Genomic DNA, 18,202 nt, shown 5'->3' with positions numbered 1-18,202 from the left:
GAGTGAAAAGCATGGTTTCCGAAACAAACGTTCTCACGAAAGGAATTCCAAAGACCAGTTTTTTAGAAAAAATAAAACCGCATGCAGAATTGATTGCTGCCGGGTTAAGTGGTGTTTTTATCCTTGCAGGCTGGCTTCTCGATAAAAACGGCCTAGAAGCAGAATCAATTACAGCCTATCTGCTCGCATTCGTCATCGGCGGCTTCGCCAAGGCAAAGGAAGGCATTGAGGCAACCTATGAAAACAAAGAATTAAATGTTGAAATGCTGATGATCTTTGCTGCAATTGGCTCTGCCATTATCGGCTATTGGACAGAGGGGGCTATCCTCATCTTTATTTTTGCTGTCAGCGGGGCAATGGAAACCTACACGATGAATAAAAGTCATAAGGAAATTTCCTCACTAATGGAGCTGCAGCCTCAAGAGGCAGTTCTGATCTCCGCCGGTTTAGAAAAGCTTGTATCGGTATCGGAACTTCGGGTTGGTGACCTGATTCTCATTAAACCTGGTGAACGGGTTCCGGCGGATGGAATGATTGTCAAAGGATATACAAATATCGATGAAGCAACGATCACCGGTGAGTCAATGCCAGTGTCCAAAGGCGAACAGGAAGAAGTTTTTGCCGGAACTGTGAATCTATCCGGTGCCATTACCGTCAAGGTTTCAAAGGAAAGCAGCGATACTTTGTTTCAAAAAATCATTCAGCTCGTGCAATCGGCCCAAAGTGAAAAGTCTCCGTCACAGCTTTTTATTGAGCGCTTTGAAGGAACGTATGTTAAGGTTGTCCTGCTTGTAGTATTAGCGATGTTCTTCCTGCCGCACTTTTTGCTTGGCTGGGACTGGCACGAATCATTTTACCGGGCGATGATTTTATTGGTGGTCGCTTCCCCGTGTGCACTGGTTGCTTCGATTATGCCTGCTACGTTATCGGCTATCTCCAACGGCGCAAGGAACGGAATATTGGTAAAAGGCGGGGTCCATTTGGAAAATCTCAGCCACTTGGGAGCCATTGCTTTTGATAAAACCGGAACACTCACTAAAGGCAGGCCGGTTGTGACTGAAATGATCGTCAAGAATGGGCTTGATAAAGACAGCCTGATTTGGAAAGCAGCTTCGATTGAAAGTCATTCCAATCATCCGCTTGCACAGGCGATTGTGAAATATGCGAAGGAAAACGTTTCAAAAGAGTTATTTCACCCTGACAGCCTTGAGGACGTACCGGGCTGGGGAATTAAAGCGGTAGTAAATGGAGAACAGTGGAAGATTGGTAAAGCTTCGTTTGTCGGTAAAGAACAAACGGAGAAATTCGCGGACGGTCTTACAAAAGATCTTGCGAGCCAGGGCAATACCCTTGTTTATGTGGAAATTGACGGAGAATTAAGTGCCGTAATTGGCTTAAAGGATGTTGTCCGGGAAGAAACAAAACTTGCCATTGACCACTTGAAAAACCAAGGCATTCATACGATTATGCTAACCGGTGATAGTGAAAAAACAGCGAAGGCAATTGCCGCAGAAAGTCACGTTTCGGAATACTTTGCCGAATGCCTGCCGGAAACAAAAGTGGAGTATCTGAAAAAGTTAAAAGAAAAATATAAAAATGTCGCCATGGTCGGTGATGGTATCAACGATGCTCCGGCACTGGCTATTGCAAATGTCGGAATTGCGATGGGAGAAGGTTCGGATGTGGCCTTGGAAACAGCAGATATTGTTCTTATGAAAAACGACCTGCCAAGAATATCAGAAGCCATTCGGTTGTCACAGCGAATGAACCGGATCATTAAGCAAAATGTTATTTTCTCGATTGCGGTCATCACGCTGTTGATTTCGTCCAACTTCTTTCAGATTATCGACCTGCCGTTTGGCGTCATCGGCCATGAGGGCAGCACGATCCTGGTCATTTTAAATAGCTTACGGCTTTTAAAATAAGGATGCGGGCGCACTTCGCAAGTTGGCAGTGGCTTTCCGCAAGTGAGTGCAGGCTTTCCGCAAGTTTAGAACCGCTATCCGCAAATTAGGCACAACATTAAGGACCGAGTACAAAAGTACCCGGTCCTTTTCAATAACTATAACCATTAATGGTATCCGTTTGAACCATTAGCCGATCCTGATGTCTTATTTCCTTTGCTGCCCTTGCCCTTTTGTTTCGTGCCGCCGTCTTTCTTTGTATGCTTTGTCAAAGTCCAAACCTCCCTAGTAATGAAGTAGTCCCCAATCCTAGTTTGGACAGATAAACAGTTTTCATAAAGGAAAGTATTAGCATTAGCAGTTAGAACGGTTTTCTTCACTATAGAATGCATTAATTTCGCCGCCTAAAATGATGATAAAGGCAGAAATGTACAGCCAAAGCATCAACACAATAATGGCTCCAATACTACCGTAGGTAACCGAATAATTGCCGAAATTACCTACATAGTAAGATAAACCAAGCGAGGAAATGATCCAGCCGACAGTCGCAAAGGCGGCACCTGGAAAGGCGCTGCGGCAGCGCAGTTTCACGTTTGGAGCCACCCAGTATAATCCTGTAAAAATTAGAAATAAAATAATCGCACTAACAGCCAGACTTAACGTATTCCAAAGTCTTAGGAATTCACTTGAATAGCCAAATTGAGAAAATAAAAACAAACCTATTTCCTTGCCAAACACCGGCAGTACGATGGCGACAATAAAAACGATAACCATTCCAAACGTCAGCAAAATGGCCATGCCGCGGGAAACGATAAAGGAACGGCTTTCTTCGACGTTATAAGCCTTGTTAAAAGCCCTCATAATCGCATGAATTCCATTAGAGGACGACCAAATCGTCCCGATTACCCCGAAAGACAGCAATCCGCCATTCCGATGACTCATGATTTCACTTATATTTTTTTCAATCAATTCCATAGCATCTTCCGGCGCAAAGCCGCTAATAATCCCTAAAACGTCATGTTCGTGAAAAGGGAGATATGGCATTAGGGTAAAAATAACAATTAAAAGCGGAAACAGTGAAAGAAGAAAATAATAGGCTAACTGCGCACTCATTCCCGGAAGATCATCCTCGTCAATCCGGTGCCAAAGCAGGCGGATTAGCGAAGAGCGAACATTTCCTTTGTCCTTCATTATCACCTCTCCTTTATTCAGTTATATTCTTTCTCTGCAAAGATTTCCTCTACCAAATCAGCTTGGCCCTCATTTTTAAAAGATTTCTTTGTCTCCTTGATGGTCTCGGTCACTTTAGGTGTCAGGGTGCGAAACTCATCAACCTTATCCATGATATAGGAAATATCTTCTCCCGCCTGCTCGACGGTATCCATAATTTTCTCTGCCGTTTCCTTTACCTTCCCGACCATTTCACCTGGATGCCTGGCCACATAGGATACCTTTCCGGAAACTCTTCCCACATGTTCTTTCATTATTTGCCGGGTTTGTTTATCAAAAAGACTAACCGCTCCGCCCGCAATGGCTCCTATAAGCATTCCCTGCCAAAATTTATTCTTTGTCATCTTAACCTCTCCTTGCTTAATCATAAAAATGAATGAAAATTATTCCAATGAATTTTCCTATCATTTATTTTGCTTTATCTAGAGAGGGTATGCAAGTCTGGCCCTAATTTTCTGTGTTGACATCATCCCGTGAACATGAAAAGATTATATGGAAACTAGCCAATGGGCGGGTTCCGTTAGGACGGTTCATGAGGCGTGGTTGAATTTATGCGTTAGGAAGGTATAAAATTCGGGAAAATTTTATACTATCTTATTAGCTGAAAATATGAATTTCGAAAGGGTGACCTAAAATGGATTTAACACTGAGATCGGTAGAAAATGTGGAATATATGATTGAGCAAATTAAAGAGAAGTTAAAGGTATTGAATCTAGGCGCAATTAAGCCTTCCCATTTTGATGAGGAAATGTATGAAGAGTTGAAAGAGATTTATGAAATGGTAATGAAAAAGAATTCCTTCAGCCCTAATGAAATGCAGGCTCTAGTTGAAGAATTGGGAAGCTTGCGGAAAAAATAAAAACAGACCTCGAATGAGATCTGTTTTTATTTTTAATCTTGATCAGTTAAAATTACTGGGCCATCTTTGGTGATGGCGATTGTGTGCTCATATTGGGCGGAATAGGTGTTATCGACGGTCCTTGCTGTCCATCCGTTAGAATCCATTTTGGTGAATAATAATCCGATATTCACCATTGGCTCAATCGTAAATACCATTCCCTCTTTAATTCTTGGGCCTTTACCTGGTAAACCATAATGCGGTACATCCGGCTTTTCGTGAATCACTGCTCCAATCCCGTGTCCGATAAAGTCCCGGACAACCGAGAGTCCTTCACTTTCTACATAAGTCTGGATGGCATGACCGATATCGCCAATCCGGTTGCCTGGAACGGCTTGTTCAATTCCCTTGTACAAGGCTTCCTTTGTGACTTTTAACAAATGCTTAGTCTCTTCGGAAACCTCGCCAACTGCGTAAGACCACGCGGAATCAGCCAAGGCCCCGTTGTAATTAACAACCATATCAATGGTGACAATGTCCCCTTCCTGCAATGGTTCTTTGCGCGGAAAGCCATGGCAGATTTCATCGTTAATACTTGCGCATGTTGCGTATTCGTAGCCCTTATAACCTTTTTGTTCTGGAGTGGCATTATGCTTTTTTAAAAATTTCTCCACAAACTGATCAATTTCCCAAGTGGTAATCCCTGGCTTAATCATTTTGGCAATTTCTTTGTGACAGGCAGCAAGGATTTCTCCTGCCTTTTTCATTGCTTCGATTTCTCGTTGTGACTTTAAGACAATCATGTAATTTTCCCCTGCCTTTTTAATTAAATTCTTTTGTCTGGAGTCCTATTTGTACGAATCCTAGTATATAAAAACGATTACTTAATGACATTTTGGGCAACACTTTAATATTAACGCTAACGGGCTTATTTTTCAAAACTACTTTCTTAATGTAAAAAATTAATTTATGCAAATTTCGATAATTTGTCGTATTCCTTTGTTCTTAATATGGTACTCTCAAATTCTTTTTGATAGAATGATGTTATAAATTATTTTTTAGGTGTGTGAGAATCCATGATAGGTGACCGCGTAAAGAAATTCCGCCAAGAGAAGAAGATGTCACTTTCTGAACTAGCAGAGCAGGCAGGGGTTGCAAAATCCTATTTAAGCTCGCTTGAGAGAAACCTTCAAAAAAATCCGTCCATACAGTTTCTTGAAAAAATTGCCGGTGTATTAAACATTCCGGTTGAGCATTTAATACATGAACAGATTGACAAGACGGAATTGGACAATGATTGGATGAATTTAGTTAAGGAAGCCATGACCTCCGGTGTTTCAAAAGATCAATTCCGCGAGTTCTTGGAATTTAATAAATGGCGGAACAACAATCAAAACAACAGCTAAATATAAGCAAAAAATAAAGCACCCTACAGAATTATTAATTCTTGTAGGATGCTTTTTGCTTTTGATATGTATGAAATTGTTCAGATTTGTTGTTACCGCTAAGGAAATTTCTTATTTCCTCTGCCGACAATCCAATTTTCTTAGCTTCAATAATTAGTGTCAACCAATCTCTGTCAATCTTCTCCATCTGCTCTATCCCCATTTTCAATTTAACAACCCCCTAAAATACTTACCCGTATTTCAGGCAGCCCGGCCATCCTAGCTTCTCTCTATTTCCACCTTAGATCCTCGGCTTTGCGTCCCTGACTTTCACCAGGTTTGCCTTTTCTGAAAGGAACTTTCTTATTTTTTATTAGCCCTTATTTCTGGGTCTAAATTCATATCATTGTTTTAGTAAGTTCATTATATCTAGTCCTTTTTTAACATAGTGTTAGTTTTTGTCAGCACTTTTCATATTCTAAACCTCTTTTTTTGACAAATTTTATCATGTTTCCACAAATTTTCCTCCAATTCACATTTCCTAAAAATGGAATATAAAAATAATTGAGAATTTGAAGTCGAAAATCCCCTTAATTTGTGGGAGAAAAATTTTCCTTAACTATTATTGGCTCTTATTTTTATGACGAAAAATTTGTCTAATTTGTGACGATTAGCATATAATGTAAACAATATAATAATATACAAAATATTATTAATTTTCTGAACAGTTAAAGAGGTGATAGGCATTGACCATTGTTCACATGTTAAACTTTTCAATCCCCATTGCTTTTATAGTATTTGCAGGTTATTTCTTAGACCGCATGTGCAAGCCTGCCAAAGCAGAAGAAAAAGCTGGTGAAGAGGAATTGTAAAAATTCTCTCTTCGCCAGCTTTTTTAGCTAATCGGAATTTATTTTCATATTTGCTGCGCTAATTCAACCGCGTCTCGTAAACCGTCCTAACGGACTCGCCAATCGTCGAATGTTCCATTATTTAAACCGGTTTTCGACCTTTTGTTCGTAATTTTTAAAAATGGACGAATCTGTTTTCGCCCCGCGTTTTGACATCAATTGATTAAAGCGAAGGAGCTTTTCATTTAACTTTTTTTGCAAACTTTCCTTCTCGATGTTGTCGTCACATCTTTTGATGAGATCCTCAATGCTCATCATCTCTTTGCGTAAATGGTTTTCCTCTTCTGTAAAGCCTGCATTTTTCATGATTTTGTAAGCCATGCGCAGTTCTTCAGGTATCCCCGATAAATCTTCAAGCTTCAGGGGTTTTCCATATCCAGGAAGGTTATCAAATTCCCCATCTTTGTATGCTTTTTTAATCCGATCTTCTGAGACAATATGAAACATATCCATGTTTTTGTCCTCCTTTATTTAGCATACTCACTACATTTATTATAACAAAGGTCCATTTCGGTTGAAAAATAAATCGGTAATGATTTCACCCTTATTGGGGCATGCTACAAGCGAGAACGAAAGGAGTGTTAGACTTGGCTCGTGGAGAACATTTTAATCATAAAAATAAAAACCATCCTGGTGAATTCCCCAAGAATACCATGACCGAGAGTCATGCTGAGCAGGCAATCGGGGATGAAGAATTAATTGTCACTCAGGAAGCCTTCAAGAATAGAACGGAGGAAGAAGAAACGCGGCAGGACACCGCCCGTCTGCTTCCTGAGCAGACAGAATAAAAGGCGTGAAGAGTTTCACGCCTTTTTACTCTGATTATTTTTCAAAGCTTAATTTCTTCCTAAACTGAGAAAATTCTACGGTTTTCAGCCATTCTGCCAGCCCTTCGATATCCTTTGAGAAGATTCGGTCCTGCTTAATGGATGCCACCTGCTCACGACCTTTTTCATAGAAGTTCCTCGTATGGGTCGCCATTTTCTCCACACCGCGATATTCTACGGCTTGCATGGCGCAAATCATCTCAATCGCAAGGACCCTCCGGGTGTTTTGGATGATTTGATATGCATGCCTTGATGCAATCGTCCCCATGCTGACATGATCCTCTTGGTTTGCCGAAGATGGAATGGAATCCACACTTGCTGGATGTGCCAAGATTTTATTTTCTGAAACAAGGGCAGCGGCAGCATACTGCATAATCATCGCCCCTGATTGAAGGCCTGGCTGCGGGCTTAAAAATGGCGGCAGATCGCTTAATTGCGGATTAACTAACCGTTCCACACGACGTTCTGATATATTAGCAAGCTCTGCTACTGCGATTTTCATAAAGTCCATTGCAAATGCAATTGGCTGCCCGTGGAAGTTTCCACCAGAGATGACTTTTTCCCCGTCATCAAAAATTAGTGGATTGTCAGTCGCCGCATTCATTTCGATTTCCAGCTTTTCTTTTACGTAATCAAGCGCCTGCCAGGAAGCACCTTGAACCTGCGGGATGCAGCGAAGAGAGTAAGCATCCTGAACCCTCAGTTCTCCCTGCATCGTTGTTAATAAACTGTCACTCAAATAGCGGCGGATTCTTGCTGCTGTATCAATCTGCTGCTGGTAGCCTCTTGCCACTTGAACCTCTTCTGCAAAAGCATCGAGAATTCCGTTTAACCCTTCAATCGTCATGGAGGCAATCAATTCACTTTCGAAAGCAAGCTGCTCTGCTTCCAGGTATCCGACTACCCCCATAGCTGTCATGGCTTGCGTTCCGTTAATGAGAGCAAGACCTTCTTTAGCCTCAAGTGTGAGTGGGAAAAGACCCTCCTGCTGTAATGCTTTGCCTGCTTCCACACGCTCGCCTTTATAGAATACTTCGCCTTCACCTACAACCACTAATGCCAAATGAGATAATGGCGCCAAATCCCCGCTGGCACCGAGTGAACCCTGCTGCGGAATAACCGGAATAATGTCTTTATTGGCAATCTCAATCAGTCTTTCAATGACTACCGGACGAATGCCTGAGTAACCTTTTAACAGGGCATTGGCACGGAGAACGACCATTGCTTTTGACACCACTTCCGGGAATGGCTCCCCTACACCACAGGCATGCGAGCGGATTAAATTCAACTGCAGATCCTGAACATGTTCTTTATCAATAAGTACATCGCTAAACTTTCCAAACCCGGTATTGATTCCGTAAACCACTCTGCGCTCAGAAACAATTCTATCAACCGCTTCACGGCTTTTTGCTGCGGCCTCCATACTTTGTTCAGATGCACAAATTTTTTGTCCACGGTATAAAACTTCGTTCATTTGCTCCAATGTTAAACTATTGCCTGTTAATGTAATCATTACTCCCCACTCCTCTATTACTTTAGTAAGATAAAGAAAGAGGCTGGATTCCATTTCTGATTAGATTTGGAATCCAGCCTCTTTAATAAACCCTATAAAATTTTGAACGGTTCTTCGGCGATGCCTCATGTTTTTTCACCCATTCTAAAAATTATTATTAGTTTGATAACATTTTATGTGACAGACACCTTGCCTGTCAATATAATTTTCTGAATTTTAGCACATTATCACTTTAGCAGGATAATGAATGAAAGAAAGTAAAAGGCTATTCATAAAGAATTTCAATCTTCATGAATAGCCCCTTAAGTATGGTGTTAATCAAACTTCAACCCTTTTAACGCATCAGCCAGCGCACTATTCAAAGGTTCTTCATCTTTGTGCTGGTTCTTTAAATATTTTTGTACTGTCCGTTTATCCACTTTACCAACGGATTCTTTTTTACGGCGTTCTTGGAAAACAGAAAGTTTTTCACGATATCCACATTTACATGCGAAGATTTGGCCCTCACCCTCACCACGCAGCTCAAGTTTTTTATGGCATTGTGGACAGCGTGCGTTTGTAACACGTGAGACATTTTTACGATGCCCACATTCCCGATCTTGGCAAACGAGCATTTTCCCCTTTTTACCATTCACTTCAAGCATTGGTTTTCCACAGTCTGGACAATTTTTTGTAGAAATGTTGTCGTGCTTATATTTTTTATTACTTGCTTTAATTTCAGCCACGATTTCTTTGGTGTAGTTTTTCATTTGGCTGATAAACACTTCTTTTTTCAGCTTGCCATGCGCAATTTGATCTAGCTTTTGTTCCCACTCTGCTGTTAAAGAAGGGGATTTTAGCTCTTCTGGCACTAAATCCAGCAATTGCCGGCCTTTGGAAGTAATATGAATGTCTTTGCCGCGTTTTTCGATTAAAAACGAGTTGAATAGCTTGTCAATAATGTCAGCACGTGTCGCAACCGTACCCAGTCCACCAGTAGATTTTAATGTTTCTGCGAGCTGTTTATTGGTTGTTTCCATATACTTTACAGGGTTTTCCATCGCCGAAAGCAATGTTGCCTCGTTAAAACGAGCCGGCGGATTTGTTTGTCCAGACGTTTGCGCGATTAGTTTCACATTCAATGTATCACCTTTTTCGATGCGAGGTAAAATCTGTTCTTTCAGATCATCTGCCGCATCATCATCTTCAAAGCGATTATTGTAAACTTCTTTCCAGCCCATAGCGATAATCGTTTTTCCGCGCGCCACGAAGTTTTCATCAGCGATTTTGGCCCGGAGCGTTAATTGCTCGTACTCAAATGCCGGGAATAATACCGCTAAGAAACGTTTTACGACTAAATCATAAATTTTACGCTCTTTATCTGTAAAGGCTGAGAAGTTTACATAGCTTTCTGTCGGTATGATCGCATGATGATCGGATACTTTTGTGTCATCGACAAAAGCTTTAGAAGCTTTAATAGGCTTACTTAAGACCTTATTAGCTAATGGACGATATTCTCCTGCTGCGCATGCTTTCAACCGTTCAGGGAGTGTTCCGACAATATCAGAAGAAAGGTAACGCGAATCAGTCCGGGGATACGTTAAAACTTTATGCTGCTCGTACAGCTTTTGCATAATGTTTAATGTTTCCTTAGCAGAGTAGCCAAAGATTTTATTCGCATCTCGCTGCAATTCTGTTAAATCATAAAGACCCGGGGAAAAAGATTTCTTAGGCTTTTTCTCAATTTCCGTTACAATAGCGTTTTGTCTGCCAAGCTTTTTAACAATCGACTCAATTTTTTCTTTATCGAAGCTTCGGCTGTTTCCTTTTGCATCCTGCCAAGTCAGCTTTAGTTGGTCGGATGTTTGAGCTTCAATTCCGTAATAGGTTTGTGCTCTGAAATTTTTGATTTCGTCCTCACGTGCAGCAATGATCGCAACAGTAGGTGTTTGTACACGTCCGCAGTTTAGTTGGGCATTGAACCTGGTCGTTAAAGCACGTGTTGCATTCAGCCCAATATACCAATCAGCTTCCGAACGTGCTACAGCTGAAGCATATAAATTGTCATAAGACTTACCGGGCTTCAAGTTTGCAAAACCATCTTTAATCGCTTTATCCGTAACAGATGAAATCCATAGACGTTTAATCGGTTTATTGACTTTTACTTTATCAATAATCCAACGTGCAACTAATTCTCCCTCTCTCCCTGCATCAGTCGCCACGACTATTTCGTTGACATCATTTCTAGTCAGTTGACTCTTAACGGCATTAAACTGTTTGCTGGTCTGCTTAATTACTGTTAACTTCAAGCGTTCAGGCAGCATGGGCAGATCTTCTAACTTCCATGTTTTATATTTCACATCATAATTTTCTGGGTCAGCAAGCGTGACAAGGTGCCCTAGTGCCCACGTAACGATATATTTATCGCCTTCTAGAAACCCATTTCCTTTTTTATTACAGTTAAGCACACGTGCAATATCACGTGCGACAGAAGGTTTTTCAGCGATTACTACACTTTTTGCCATATTTAAAACATCCTTTCGAATTACAGTATGTTAAATATAGCATACGTCGCTAATGGATTCAGTAATTCCGAAACCCCTAATTCAATGTTGTTATAGAATGTATGGGAAAGCAGCCTCTTTTTTTCTTGTATTCCCTTCCATTTGGATAGTATGATGAAATGGCACCATTTTTGGAAAAGAGGATATTTGTCATGCGAATTAGGGATTGGGATACGAATTTGAAGGTTCGCCTGTTCGGTGAGGCAGCCATGAATATTACTTATTGGATGTTCTTTCCGTTTCTGTCGATTTATTTTGCAGAGGAATTCGGCAAGAGCAAAGCTGGTTTGTTATTGGTTTTTTCACAAATATTTGCGGTGGCGGCCAACCTGTTGGGCGGCTATTGCGCCGACCGGTTTGGACGGAAACGAATGATGGTGCTCTCTGCCATCGGGCAAGGATTTTCCTTTTTAGCATTCTCAGCAGCAAGTTCACCCTGGTTTCAGTCGGCAATACTTGGCTTTATCGCGTTTGCCGCCGCGGGGGTTTTTGGTTCCTTTTATTGGCCGGCAAGCCAGGCCATGGTTGCTGACTTAGTGGAGGAAAAACACCGCAGCCAAGTATTCGCTATTTTTTATACATCGATTAATATCGCGGTAGTCATCGGTCCGATTTTAGGCGGTCTTTTTTACGCCCATTACCGCTTTCAGCTATTGTTTGCTGCTGGTATTGTTTGTATGATGCTTGGCATTATATTGGCGAAATTAACAAAGGAAACAGTGCCCGTTCAAAAAACTTCAGCTTTATCCGCCGACGGAAAATGGTACTATTTTTTAATCAACCAGTTTCGGGATTATGCAATAATAGTACGAGATAAAACGTTCCTCATATTTATTGTGGCGGGAGTTTTAGCCGGACAAACGTTTATGCAGTTGGACTTATTGTTTCCTGTATATATGAAGGATGTGGTTCACAATCAAACTCTACTTTCGATTGGGGATTGGTCATTTAGGGTTGGAGGCGAGCAAGCTTTTGGAATGGTGCTTGCCGAGAATGGCCTGCTTGTTGCATTATTAACTGTCATTGTGACCAAATGGACAGCTAACATTAATGAAAGAAATATTTTCGTCTTTTCATCGGTTGTATATGGAGTTTCATTGATTCTGTTTAGCCAAACGCAGTGGATTTGGGGATTGATTTTGGCGATGGCGGTATTTACTTTTGCAGAATTGATGGGTGCAGGTCTCCAGCAAAGCTTTGTGTCCAATCTCGCACCGGAGCATATGCGAGGCCAGTACTTTGCGGCTGCGAGCATGCGGTACACCATCAGCCGGACCATTGCCCCGTTGTCAATCCCGATGACCGTTTGGATTGGATATAATTGGACATTTTTTGTACTATTTTTGCTCACTCTCCTCAGTGCGTTCTTTTATTGGCTGATGTTTTATTCATTCGAGAAAAAATCTATTAAACTGGGATCCTAGCTTAGCAGGGTCCCTTTAATTAATGTTCAAATTTCAGACAAAAAATTGTACTAAATTATTCACAATTACCCCTTTTAGTATTATACTTAGAGTGTAAACACTACATATTTCAAAGGCGGTGGACAAAGTGGAATTGTCAACATTTATGGCTCCCACTTCATTGTCAGGTATTATTACATTTATCGTTTTATTTTCCGCAGGGGTATATTTTAATATAAAGGTTTATGGAAGCAAACTTCAGTAGGAACACTGTTCCTGCTGTTTTTTTTGTCTAGCAATACACATTCCCTCTATCATTTTCTTTTTTAAGATAAAAACGCTACAATAAAAGAAGATTCTGATAAAGGAGATTATACATATGAGTCAATTTCAAACTAACCTTGAAAAATACGCGGAGCTTGCAGTTAAAGTTGGCGTCAATATTCAAAAAGGCCAAAGCTTAGTAGTCAACACTTCCTTGGATTCTGCCGAGTTTGTCCGCTTGGTCGTCAAAAAAGCTTATGAAGCGGGTGCCCGCAATGTCGTTGTTAACTGGGCCGATGATTTCGTTACGAGAACTAAATATGAACTAGCACCGGATGATGTATTCAACGAATACCCGCAATGGCGGGCAAGGGAAATGGAAGAATTAGTCGGTCAAGGGGCAGCCTTTATGTCGGTGGTATCTTCGAGTCCGGACTTGCTAAAAGGTGTCGACCCGCAGAGGATTGCCAATTTCCAAAAAGCTGCTGGAAAAGCAATGACTAAGCATCGTCAAGCGATTCAATCAGACAAGGTTAGTTGGACGGTCGTCGCCGCTGCGTCTCCTGCCTGGGCTGCCAAGGTGTTTCCGAGCGAACCTGCCGAAACGCAGGTTGAAAAGCTTTGGGATGCTATTTTTAAAGCTGTCCGTGTGGATGCTGAAAACCCGGTCGAAGCCTGGAAAAAGCATGATGAAGATCTTCATAAAAAAGTCAACTACCTCAACGAAAAACGATATGCAAAGCTGCATTACAAAGCTCCTGGAACTGACTTAACGATCGAGCTTCCGAAAAGTCATCTGTGGGTTGGCGCTGGAAGTGTTAACGAAAATGGTGTGGAATTTATGGCCAATATGCCAACGGAAGAGGTATTTACGGTTCCATTAAAAACTGGCGTAAACGGCACCGTTGCTAGCACAAAGCCGCTCAGCTACGGCGGAAATATCATTGACCGTTTTTCAATTACCTTTGAAAACGGCAGAATTGTCGGGGTAAAAGCTGAGGAAGGAGAAGAAGTTCTGAAGCATCTTGTGGAAACCGATGAAGGCTCTCGCTATCTGGGTGAAGTGGCATTAGTTCCGTATAACTCCCCAATCTCCCAATCTAGCATTCTTTTCTTCAACACTTTGTTTGATGAAAACGCCTCAAACCATCTTGCTATTGGCAGCGCCTATTCTTTCTGTATTGAGGGCGGCAAGAAAATGTCTGCCGATGAACTAAAAGAAAATGGACTGAATGAAAGCATTACCCACGTTGATTTCATGATTGGTTCAGCCGAAATGGACATCGATGGCATCACCGAAAATGGACAGACAGAACCTATTTTTAAAGCAGGAAATTGGGCGTTTTAATTCAATCAAAAATAAAAGAGCAGGCACACCTGCTCTTTTTCTATTGACTATAAATGACCGATCCATCGGGCTTTTTCACAATCTCATTACGCATTTTGGCAAGCTTCGAAACAGGATCATTCGGAATCAGTAATCCTAGCAACTTTGAAATCCCCAGCGTGTTCAATAAGCTTTCTTCTATTTTTACCAATTGGTTAGTCAGAGTCGTATCTGTCGGACATACCTGATTTAGATCGACCTTTTTCGCCAATCCCTCATCGATTAATTGCAAGCCCATTTCCTTCGTGATTACTCCGTTCGCAGCCTGCAGCTTTGAACATACCGTCTGCACTGTTTGATTTACCGTAGCAGCCGTACCGTTTACCACCGGTTCTACAGGTTTGATGACAGGTTCTAACTGCTGCACGACCGGATCAAGCGGTTTGAGTGCAGGCTTAAGTGGATCTAAAGCTGGTTCCAACTGCTGCACGACCGGATCCAAGACGGTCTCTACAGGTTTCAAAACTGGATCAAGTATACTTACAACCGGTTCTAGCGGCGTCAAGACCGGCTCTAATGGCTTTATCTCCGGACTTAGCGGATCCGTTATTCCTCCAATTACGCCCTGAAGCGGGTCAGTAATTTTCCCAGCCAGATCCTCCGAAGCCCCAGCAGTGTTGCTATCTGCACAGGTTAGCGGCAGGTGTCCCGACATGATGTTTTCAATTTCCTTCTTCAATTGCTCCAAAGGAAGCTTACTTAAATCTTGAAGGATTTGCAGCTGTCCCGGCTTTTCAGGGCCAGCGTTTCCGGCTGCTGTTTTTAGGGTCAATTGTTTGATGACGCTATCATCTGATTCCATAAAGTGAGCCACCATCGTAACATTTTCCATCCCTGCCTGAGGGACTGTTTCGGCGGCATGGATACAGGCTCCTTTAAAGGAAATGGCCGAAATATCAACTGTCATGCCATATACGGTAACTGGTCCGTTTGCATTTAAGACAATGCTTATTGGTCCGTTTCCGGAATTAACTCGCTTTGTTAATTTCATTCCATATATCGTGGCCGATTTATATTTAATTTGCAGCATCGGCTTTTTGTCAGTTGCGGATGTTTCTCGCTCTACAACAAAAGCTGACATCCCAGTCCCAACCACCCGGTCTGCCTCAATGATAAAGCCTTCCATATCGGGTGTTGTTTCTGCCCTAGCACCGTAACTAAAAGAGAAGAGCGAGAAAAACATGATCACAAGACTGCAGCTTATCAAAAAAGATTTGTTTTTCCACCACATAATTTGGTCTCCTTTAGAAGGTGAACGTGTGTTGAACCGTTTCTTCCACACCGCTTGACTTTGTTGTCTTCACTTTTGCCGGTCCCAAGTGCCATGCCGTCAAGAGCGAACCTCCGATAATTCCAAAGATTGTTCCAAAGAGAAACCCGCCTAACGCCCCGATTACTGATAAAATAGCTAGGAATATAGTAAAAATCCCTAGAATTCGAGACGCATTAGGGAAAAATAATGCAATGATTCCGATTAACGTAATCAGCCCGCCGAATAATAAACCAATAACGGCAATCGATCCAGGAAGGAAGGTGCTTAGATAAAGGTTTAACGGTACCCATAAAATCATCAGCCCGCTTGCAATAGTTAGCAGTGCACCCCAAAACGGCCGCTTTTTTCGCCATTTTTTCATACTAGTTCCCTCCTTATTTTTTAATTCTTTCTACAGTCAGCTTCATACCGTTCATATTAATCGTTTTCTGAAATAGATAATGAGTTTTCAATTTGGCATGCTCTAATATGATAGTGGATGATTTTTGCTGGAATTGCTTTTGCCAGTCATCACTGTGATTTTCCTCGAGGACCAGGTTCTGGAATTTCGCATCTGCCTCAATAAGGCCAGCATCATGCTGCAGTCCACTGATTTGAACTGGCTTGGAAGCCTGAATCTTGACGCGGATCCACTCACTGCCTACCTTAAAATCCTTATATAATTGCAAATTTGTAATCGTTAAATTTTCAATAAGGTTTGTTCCTTGTGGTGCAGAATCCTCTGAGCTTGTTTCCCCCATCTTTGGATAGAAGGTGTACCCCGTCCCTTCTAATTTATCAAACTCAACATAGAAATCACCTACACCAGCAATTGGAACTGCATAAGCGACACCAGAAATGCCGAATGACACTATAAGCAGTCCGAGGGCTAAAAACCCCGCTGTCAATGCAGACCAGAAAGCTTTCTTACTAATTGTTCCTTCAAGTTGAACCGGATTCTCCATAAAAACCCTCCTACAATTCGGAATATTTAAATAATAACAACTTACTTTACCTTACACTTCTTTTAAGACAACTACAATCACTGAAAATATCGGAAATTTATAGGGACCCCCGTCAAATGTCGGGGGAATACTACTATGGGCATATTGGAAATTTCCGCAATTCATATTATTTTATAAATATAGATTGTCCGGAGGTGGAAGGTTTATGGAAGAAAAAGTGGAGCGGCTTTTATTAAAAGGACTTTCCATTATTTTCGAGCTAAGTTCACCCTTTTTAAAAGAGTGGAAGGAACTTATGCCCTCATTAAAATATCGCAATCAAAGTTTAGTAGATGAAATTGATGTCATCATTCAGTTCGCTATTAAAGATGTATTTCAAAATAAAAACCTTAATGCTGATTCTTTTATCCTATCCTTGCTTGCCGAATGGCAAAAGCGTTTTTCCAGCAAGTATGATGAATATGAAGCCCTTTCTCTTGTCACAACCATTGAAAATATGTTTCACAAGCTTCTGGATAGAAATCCGGAGTCCAAATTTTTGGACCATCAGGCAATCCAAGCCTTTTTCATTAGAATACTTGACCAAGCACTTCTCAGTCAGGACATGGAATACCGAAACGAGAACAGCGCAAAAATTATTATGGAAACCAATGTTCTCCCTATGAAGTGGGTTGCCATTGTGAAAAAGGACAAAGATGAGTATGTCATCGATAGCGTTGTCTGTTCCGATGAGAATCCAGTTGACAAGCATTTGCTTGAAATGTGTAAAAGCCTAAGGGCTCGGGAAATCGGCCACCTATCCATGGCAACGGAAAGATTAATAAGCCAAAACTTGGGTGATTCACCCCTTATCCAAATTCCTTGCTTAAATGACACCCTGCTTATTTGCCTTGAAGATAAGAACTTTCAAGCAAAAGAACAGCAAATCGATTTTATTAAGGAAATGTATCTTCGTCAGCTAAAGCTTTACCATTTGGAAAGCAAACTTGATTGGAAAAATACTTCGCTTTTATTTTTACAGCACCTGCTTCTTTCCCGCAGTGCAGGCGATGCTGTTAATGCGATTTCGACTGGCCTGGTTGAATATATGCCGTTCGAACGCTGCGCCTTATTTTTATATAATCAGTATGAAGAAAAAGGGATTGGAGTTTCCAGTCATAATGTCAGCACATCGTCTGTTCAGCAAATTAGAGAGGAGATTTTTAAACTTCCCCTAATTAAAAAGTATCTAAATTCGTTAACACATTCACAGCCGCTCTATTTTCCCGATGCTGCAGAAGTACTGCCAGAAAAATATATTCACGAATTTAAACTACGGTCATTAGTGGTCCTGCCTATTTTTGTTCCGACAAAAAACAAACTGATTGGAATTGCCATCTTGGACCAAGGGGAATATTCTGATTTTCTTGTGTCAAATCAAACCTTAACGACACTGATTAAATTTGGCCATTACGCTGGGGAATTGCTGTTTTCCATTTGGGATGAGGCACTCCAGCAGTTCGGAAGCTTTGACACATTGTTAACACCTAGGGAGAAAGACGTGCTGAAACTGATCGCCAAGGGGGCTTCCATAAGTGAAGCAGCTAAAGAGCTCCATTTAAGCAGCTACACAGTGCGTGATTATGTGTCGGTTATTATCCAAAAACTAGAGGCAAAAAACCGGACGGATGCAGCTGTTAAGGCGATTAAAATGAAGTTGATTTCATAGGACTTTTATCACGGTTGCGAACAAACGCAATTTATGGTTACAATTAAATATTAGACCATTTTAATGGAGGTA

The 18,202-nt window shown here is 41.3% G+C and carries 18 protein-coding genes and 1 riboswitch; of the genes, 8 read left to right on the top strand and 10 right to left on the bottom strand.

Annotation, left to right across the window (positions count from 1 at the left end):
- Nucleotides 1-11: 11 nt before the first annotated feature.
- Nucleotides 12-1,925 carry a heavy metal translocating P-type ATPase gene (locus tag ACZ5AE_RS05625; RefSeq protein WP_464570273.1) on the top strand — a complete coding sequence of 638 codons (1,914 nt, stop codon included), beginning with the start codon at nucleotides 12-14 and terminating at the stop codon, nucleotides 1,923-1,925.
- 333 nt (nucleotides 1,926-2,258) lie between these two features.
- Here ACZ5AE_RS05625 and ACZ5AE_RS05620 read toward each other — a convergent pair whose 3' ends face one another.
- Together ACZ5AE_RS05620 and ACZ5AE_RS05615 are read right to left on the bottom strand one after the other, a co-directional pair.
- On the bottom strand, nucleotides 2,259-3,095 hold the full coding sequence (locus ACZ5AE_RS05620) for a YihY/virulence factor BrkB family protein (RefSeq protein WP_464570271.1): 837 nt from the start codon (nucleotides 3,093-3,095) through the stop codon (nucleotides 2,259-2,261).
- 17 nt (nucleotides 3,096-3,112) lie between these two features.
- Nucleotides 3,113-3,478: a YtxH domain-containing protein gene (locus ACZ5AE_RS05615; protein ID WP_464570269.1), complete on the bottom strand. Its 366-nt coding sequence runs from the start codon at nucleotides 3,476-3,478 to the stop codon at nucleotides 3,113-3,115.
- A gap of 290 nt (nucleotides 3,479-3,768) precedes the next feature.
- On the opposite strand from ACZ5AE_RS05615, the gene ACZ5AE_RS05610 reads away from it, so the two are divergent.
- Nucleotides 3,769-3,993 (top strand): DUF1128 domain-containing protein, encoded by a 225-nt coding sequence (locus ACZ5AE_RS05610; protein WP_464570267.1) that lies wholly within the window; start codon nucleotides 3,769-3,771, stop codon nucleotides 3,991-3,993.
- 32 nt (nucleotides 3,994-4,025) lie between these two features.
- Here the strand turns inward: ACZ5AE_RS05610 and map are convergent, their stop codons facing one another.
- Nucleotides 4,026-4,775 carry a type I methionyl aminopeptidase gene (gene map, locus ACZ5AE_RS05605; protein ID WP_464570265.1) on the bottom strand — a complete coding sequence of 250 codons (750 nt, stop codon included), beginning with the start codon at nucleotides 4,773-4,775 and terminating at the stop codon, nucleotides 4,026-4,028.
- 273 nt (nucleotides 4,776-5,048) lie between these two features.
- On the opposite strand from map, the gene ACZ5AE_RS05600 reads away from it, so the two are divergent.
- Nucleotides 5,049-5,378 (top strand): helix-turn-helix domain-containing protein, encoded by a 330-nt coding sequence (locus ACZ5AE_RS05600; protein WP_464570263.1) that lies wholly within the window; start codon nucleotides 5,049-5,051, stop codon nucleotides 5,376-5,378.
- 34 nt (nucleotides 5,379-5,412) lie between these two features.
- Here the strand turns inward: ACZ5AE_RS05600 and ACZ5AE_RS05595 are convergent, their stop codons facing one another.
- Nucleotides 5,413-5,580: an anti-repressor SinI family protein gene (locus tag ACZ5AE_RS05595; RefSeq protein WP_464573550.1), complete on the bottom strand. Its 168-nt coding sequence runs from the start codon at nucleotides 5,578-5,580 to the stop codon at nucleotides 5,413-5,415.
- A 38-nt stretch (nucleotides 5,581-5,618) separates the two neighbouring features.
- A riboswitch (cyclic di-GMP riboswitch) is annotated at nucleotides 5,619-5,711 on the bottom strand.
- A gap of 392 nt (nucleotides 5,712-6,103) precedes the next feature.
- Here ACZ5AE_RS05595 and ACZ5AE_RS05590 point away from each other — a divergent pair.
- Complete coding sequence (locus tag ACZ5AE_RS05590) at nucleotides 6,104-6,229, top strand: hypothetical protein (RefSeq protein ID WP_464570261.1); 126 nt, start codon at nucleotides 6,104-6,106, stop codon at nucleotides 6,227-6,229.
- A 117-nt stretch (nucleotides 6,230-6,346) separates the two neighbouring features.
- Here the strand turns inward: ACZ5AE_RS05590 and ACZ5AE_RS05585 are convergent, their stop codons facing one another.
- Nucleotides 6,347-6,721 (bottom strand): DnaJ family domain-containing protein, encoded by a 375-nt coding sequence (locus ACZ5AE_RS05585; protein WP_464570259.1) that lies wholly within the window; start codon nucleotides 6,719-6,721, stop codon nucleotides 6,347-6,349.
- A 134-nt stretch (nucleotides 6,722-6,855) separates the two neighbouring features.
- Here ACZ5AE_RS05585 and ACZ5AE_RS05580 point away from each other — a divergent pair, with 134 nt between their 5' ends.
- Entirely contained in the window at nucleotides 6,856-7,056 is a 201-nt protein-coding gene (locus tag ACZ5AE_RS05580; RefSeq protein WP_464570257.1) for a hypothetical protein, read from the top strand.
- A 34-nt stretch (nucleotides 7,057-7,090) separates the two neighbouring features.
- On the opposite strand, the gene hutH is transcribed toward ACZ5AE_RS05580, so the two are convergent.
- Together hutH and ACZ5AE_RS05570 are read right to left on the bottom strand one after the other, a co-directional pair.
- Nucleotides 7,091-8,608, bottom strand: a complete 1,518-nt coding sequence (hutH, locus tag ACZ5AE_RS05575) for a histidine ammonia-lyase (protein ID WP_464570255.1) — start codon at nucleotides 8,606-8,608, stop codon at nucleotides 7,091-7,093.
- A 314-nt stretch (nucleotides 8,609-8,922) separates the two neighbouring features.
- Entirely contained in the window at nucleotides 8,923-11,112 is a 2,190-nt protein-coding gene (locus ACZ5AE_RS05570) for a DNA topoisomerase III (protein WP_464570253.1), read from the bottom strand.
- A 191-nt stretch (nucleotides 11,113-11,303) separates the two neighbouring features.
- On the opposite strand from ACZ5AE_RS05570, the gene ACZ5AE_RS05565 reads away from it, so the two are divergent.
- Nucleotides 11,304-12,575, top strand: coding sequence for an MDR family MFS transporter (locus ACZ5AE_RS05565; RefSeq protein ID WP_464570251.1), 1,272 nt, complete (start codon nucleotides 11,304-11,306; stop codon nucleotides 12,573-12,575).
- Between the two features lie 358 nt (nucleotides 12,576-12,933).
- Nucleotides 12,934-14,166, top strand: a complete 1,233-nt coding sequence (locus ACZ5AE_RS05560; protein WP_464570249.1) for an aminopeptidase — start codon at nucleotides 12,934-12,936, stop codon at nucleotides 14,164-14,166.
- Between the two features lie 40 nt (nucleotides 14,167-14,206).
- Here ACZ5AE_RS05560 and ACZ5AE_RS05555 read toward each other — a convergent pair whose 3' ends face one another.
- From ACZ5AE_RS05555 to ACZ5AE_RS05545, 3 genes are read right to left on the bottom strand one after another with little or no spacing between them, the layout of a single operon-like run.
- The gene (locus ACZ5AE_RS05555; protein WP_464570247.1) at nucleotides 14,207-15,436 is read right to left on the bottom strand and encodes a hypothetical protein; all 1,230 of its coding nucleotides are present in this window, start codon (nucleotides 15,434-15,436) and stop codon (nucleotides 14,207-14,209) included.
- 13 nt (nucleotides 15,437-15,449) lie between these two features.
- Nucleotides 15,450-15,839: a DUF6114 domain-containing protein gene (locus ACZ5AE_RS05550; protein WP_464570245.1), complete on the bottom strand. Its 390-nt coding sequence runs from the start codon at nucleotides 15,837-15,839 to the stop codon at nucleotides 15,450-15,452.
- A gap of 13 nt (nucleotides 15,840-15,852) precedes the next feature.
- Nucleotides 15,853-16,422, bottom strand: coding sequence for a DUF6230 family protein (locus ACZ5AE_RS05545; protein WP_464570243.1), 570 nt, complete (start codon nucleotides 16,420-16,422; stop codon nucleotides 15,853-15,855).
- Nucleotides 16,423-16,627: 205 nt separating this feature from the next.
- Between ACZ5AE_RS05545 and ACZ5AE_RS05540 the strand changes: the two genes are divergently transcribed.
- The gene (locus ACZ5AE_RS05540; RefSeq protein ID WP_464570241.1) at nucleotides 16,628-18,130 is read left to right on the top strand and encodes a LuxR C-terminal-related transcriptional regulator; all 1,503 of its coding nucleotides are present in this window, start codon (nucleotides 16,628-16,630) and stop codon (nucleotides 18,128-18,130) included.
- Nucleotides 18,131-18,202 lie beyond the last annotated feature (72 nt).

It is taken from the genome of Neobacillus sp. S1227, from assembly GCF_055385255.1.
This window is presented reverse-complemented; position numbering and strand designations above follow the sequence as displayed.